Annotated in this window: 4 protein-coding genes and 1 pseudogene; 2 read left to right on the top strand and 3 right to left on the bottom strand. The window is 64.1% G+C overall.

Features of this window, described 5'->3' with window-relative positions; translation table 11 throughout:
• Positions 1 to 192, bottom strand: a pseudogene (locus RHBS_RS31190) (sugar ABC transporter permease); the annotation flags it as partial.
• A gap of 14 nt (positions 193 to 206) precedes the next feature.
• Positions 207 to 1487, bottom strand: coding sequence for an ABC transporter substrate-binding protein (locus RHBS_RS25470; protein WP_121871584.1), 1281 nt, complete (start codon positions 1485 to 1487; stop codon positions 207 to 209).
• A gap of 188 nt (positions 1488 to 1675) precedes the next feature.
• On the opposite strand from RHBS_RS25470, the gene RHBS_RS25465 reads away from it, so the two are divergent.
• Entirely contained in the window at positions 1676 to 2494 is an 819-nt protein-coding gene (locus tag RHBS_RS25465; protein WP_121872814.1) for a DUF2786 domain-containing protein, read from the top strand.
• Here RHBS_RS25465 and RHBS_RS25460 read toward each other — a convergent pair whose 3' ends face one another.
• Positions 2495 to 3307, bottom strand: a complete 813-nt coding sequence (locus tag RHBS_RS25460) for a MerR family transcriptional regulator (RefSeq protein WP_121871585.1) — start codon at positions 3305 to 3307, stop codon at positions 2495 to 2497.
• Positions 3308 to 3329: 22 nt separating this feature from the next.
• On the opposite strand from RHBS_RS25460, the gene RHBS_RS25455 reads away from it, so the two are divergent.
• Positions 3330 to 3695: a nuclear transport factor 2 family protein gene (locus RHBS_RS25455; protein ID WP_237669711.1), complete on the top strand. Its 366-nt coding sequence runs from the start codon at positions 3330 to 3332 to the stop codon at positions 3693 to 3695.
• Positions 3696 to 3795: the final 100 nt, after the last annotated feature.

Below are 3795 nucleotides of genomic sequence, written 5' to 3'. Positions count from 1 at the left end.
AGCTCGGATCACCGGGTAGACGATGACGATCGCGAGGATCACCATCGTCGGTGCGATCAACAGCCAGGCCCGACCCTGCGTCAGGCCGAAGCGCTTGTTCTTGGACCGCACATGCCGACCGCGGCCGGGGACGAGCCCCCCGGCCGCGGTGGTTGCGCCGGCCCCACTGGTCACACCAGCAGGTACAGCCATTGGTTCTCCCGAAATCAGTTGGCGCCGGCGGTTTCGATACCGGCCTGCATGTCCGTGATCGCCTGGTCCACGCTCTTCTCACCCTTGATGGCGGCAGACACGTTGTCCTGCACAGCCTTCGAGACGGCCGGGTAGAACGGGGTGACGGGACGCGGGACGGCATTCTCGATGGATGCCTTCAATGCGGGAAGGTACGGCATCGCGGCGATCAGTGCGGGATCGTCGTACAGCGACGAGAGCACGGGCGGCAAAGCGCCCTCGGCGATGATGCGCTGGGCCTGCTCGCCCTGCAGGAACCGCAGGAAGTCGGCAGCGGTGGCCTTGTTCTCGGAGTACGCACTGATCGCGGCGTTGTATCCACCGAGCGTCGAGGTGCCGACTCCGGTGACTCCGGGAAGCGGTGCGACCGCATACTTGCCGGCCACAGCCGAACCTTCCTCCGCTGCGGTGCCGTAGACGTACGGCCAGTTGCGCAGGAACAAGGTCTGTCCGTCCTGGAAGGCCTGCTGGCTCTCGGACTCCTTGAACGTGGTGTCCTGGGCCGGGATGACGCCGGTCTCGAACGCGGTGACGAGGGTCTGCAGTCCGGCCTTGGCCTCCGGGCTGTCGACGGTGGGGGTCTTGCCGTCCTCGGCGACGATGGATCCGCCGTGCGCGTTGATGATCTCCGACGCGTTGGCCGTCAGACCTTCGTAGGGGGCGAATTGCCCTGCGTAGCAGTCGATGTTGTTGTCGCGGGCGACCTGGCAGTCCTCGGTGAGCTCGGCCCAGGTGGTGGGCGGTTCGGGGAGCAGATCACTGCGGTAGTAGAGCAGTCCGCCGTTGGTGTTCTTCGGTGCGGCGTACTGCGTGCCGTTGTAGGTCGCACTCGCAACGGTCGCGGGCAGAACGCCTGCGTTGTCGAGTGCGAATTCGCCCTCGAGCGGCACGAGCCAGCCCTTGGCCGCGAACTCGGCGGTCCAGACGACATCGAGCGCCATCACGTCGTAGTCGCTCTGCTGAGCCTGCAGCTGCTGAACGAAGTCGTCGTGGGCCTGATCGGCGTCGGCGGACTGCTCCTTGAAGGTGACCTGCTCGTCGGGGTTGGAGGCGTTCCACTCAGAGATGATCTGCTGGACGACACCGGTCTCGGTGGTGTCCTGGCCCTCTACATAGGTGATAGGTCCACGGCCGTCGGCATTTTCGGATGCAGCACCCGAATCGCCGCTCGAACCGCTGTCGCTCGAACATGCGGTGAGCGTCAGCAGCGTGGCTGCCGTTGCAACCACCGCCACCTTCGTGATCAAAGACGCCATTGTTCTCTCCACTTACTTCTACGCGGTGGTATGTGCCCGGAGATGGGCACGCAGAATCTCGCTGTGATGCTCCCCCCGACACATATGTCGATGGTACTGTGGCACACATCGCACCGCGCAGTGGTCGTTTCTGCGTTCCTGAATCGGTCAACCCGAAGGTGTCGGAGGAGGCCGGTAGCCTTTCGCTCATGAGTTCGGACAAGATGCTGACGCGGATCGGCGGGCTGCTGCGCCAGGCCGAGTCCACCGACAACCCACACGAGGCCGAGGCCTTCATGGACGCGGCTCAGCGTCTGGCGACGTCGGCGTCGGTCGATCTGGCGGTGGCTCGTTCGCACAGTGCGTCCAGGGAGCGGCAGGCGACGCCGAGCCAGAAGGTCATCCCCATCGGAGAGCCGGGCAAGCGCGGACTCAAGACCTACGTGCATCTGTTCGTGGCCATCGCGCACGCCAACGACGTCCAGTGCGATGTGTCCCGATCGTCGACGCAGGTGTTCGCCTACGGTTTCGACTCCGACATCGAGACCACCGAGGCCCTGTACTCCTCCCTGCTGATTCAGATGGTGCGAGCGTCGGACGCCTATATCAAGTCCGGTGCCTACAGGTCCGAGACGGCGATCCGTAACGTCACCGAGATCAAGAACCGCCGGCGCTACACCCGACGCGAGGAAGTGCCGGTCGCCGCCGTGACGGCCCGGTTGAACTTCCAGACTGCATTCGCGTCGCGCATCGGTCAACGGCTGAGCGAAGTGAAGAAGGACACCGAGGCCAAGGCCATCGAACAGGAACAACAGGGCGCTGGGACAGCACTGGTGTTGCGCAACAAAGAGATCGAGCTCCGCGACTACTACCGGCAGACCTCGACAGCGCGCGGACACTGGCGAGGCCAAAGCGCGAACGCCGGCTACTCCGAGGGCGCACGAAAGGCCGGGGATCGAGCGGGGCGCAACGCGAAGATCGGCGGTCATGCCGAAATCGACTCAGCAAGCAGGCAGCTGGGACGCTGACTACTGCGTTCGCGGCGAAGCAACGAACACCGGCCACCCGATGTCCGTGCGCCACAGGGACGAATCCTCGGTATCACGCGGACCGACGGCGTAGACCTCACGAACCGGTCCCGCGATGGCCAGGCCATTGGTCTCGACATATACCCCGAGTGCGCCGTAGGTGACGTCGATATCGTCGTGCGGCCCGCGATGGACCGTCATTGCGAGTTCGGTGGGTTGCAACGTCATCGGCCGAATCCTGTTGGTGGACGGCGCAGTTGCGGTGGGCGCGTACACAGTCATGATACCGCGGCCCTCGGTGAACAACTCGTTGTCGTAGAGACCGCCCGGTTGCCCGGTGGTTTCGGAAACTGCTGCATCGATCTCGGCCATCGCCGTGCTAAACCAGCCGAGCACCTCGGACGCGTCGACCATCTCGGAAATTGCTGCTACCGAACACTGTTCGGTGAGTACTCGTCGAACATCGATAGTGGGCGGAACCGGATCCAACAGCCGGCGTAGTGCCGTCACTGCTGATCGCGTGTCGTCCAACTGCCGCTCGAGCCGAGTGAGGTGTTCGGAGATCAACCGGGCTCGGGCGTCGGGGTCCGGCGTGTGCACGATCGCCCGCACCTCGCGCTCCGGCATCTGCATACTGCGGAACCGACTGATGATCTGCGCAGTGGCGACCTGATCCGTCGCGTAGTACCGGTAGCCCGAATAGTCGTCGACTGTCGCGGGTTCGAGCAACCCCGACTCGTGATATCGACGCAGTGTCTTCACGGACAAGTGCGTGATGCGAGAGAACTCGCCGATCGTCAGCAATCCGTTCATGTCGACATTCTGACCCCTCCCCGTGAGGGAGAGTGGACTCTCCCCGTGGGGGAGGGGTGACGCTGGGTTCATCACCGAATCGCAGACCATCGACCGCTACTTCGAGCTCGCCACACTGGCCGACTCTGAGCCCTACTTCGCCCTGTTCGCCCCCGACGCCATCGTGGAGGACGAGGGACACGAGTATCGCGGCATCGACGAGATCCGACGCTGGCGAACCGAGTTGCCACAGGTGCACTACGACGTACTCTCCGTCGTCGAATCCGGTGCAGGCAGCACCGCCACCGCACAGATTTCGGGCGACTTCCCGGGGAGTCCGGTGAACCTGTCGTACTGGTTCGAGCTTTCCCAGGACGGGAGAATCGCGGTGCTGCGGATTCGGGTGTAGCCGAGGTTTCGCAAACGCGCGCGCATTCGCCAGGTGCGCGCAGATTCGCGTCGAATCGGAAGCGAATCTGCTCGCGTATGGCAAACGCGCGCGCGTTGCG

Origin of the sequence: Rhodococcus sp. BS-15, assembly GCF_000813105.1 — a bacterium.
Lineage (GTDB): Bacteria > Actinomycetota > Actinomycetes > Mycobacteriales > Mycobacteriaceae > Rhodococcoides.
Note: the sequence above shows the minus strand (reverse complement) of the source record. Positions and strands in the feature narration are given on the sequence as shown.

Bases quoted from the DNA above. Each gene is read 5' to 3' on its own strand.
- RHBS_RS25465 (WP_121872814.1), top strand. From the start codon at position 1,676: ATGAGTTCGGACAAGATGCTGACGCGGATCGGCGGGCTGCTGCGCCAG.
- RHBS_RS25460 (WP_121871585.1), bottom strand. From the start codon at position 3,307: ATGAACGGATTGCTGACGATCGGCGAGTTCTCTCGCATCACGCACTTG.
- RHBS_RS25470 (WP_121871584.1), bottom strand. From the start codon at position 1,487: ATGGCGTCTTTGATCACGAAGGTGGCGGTGGTTGCAACGGCAGCCACG.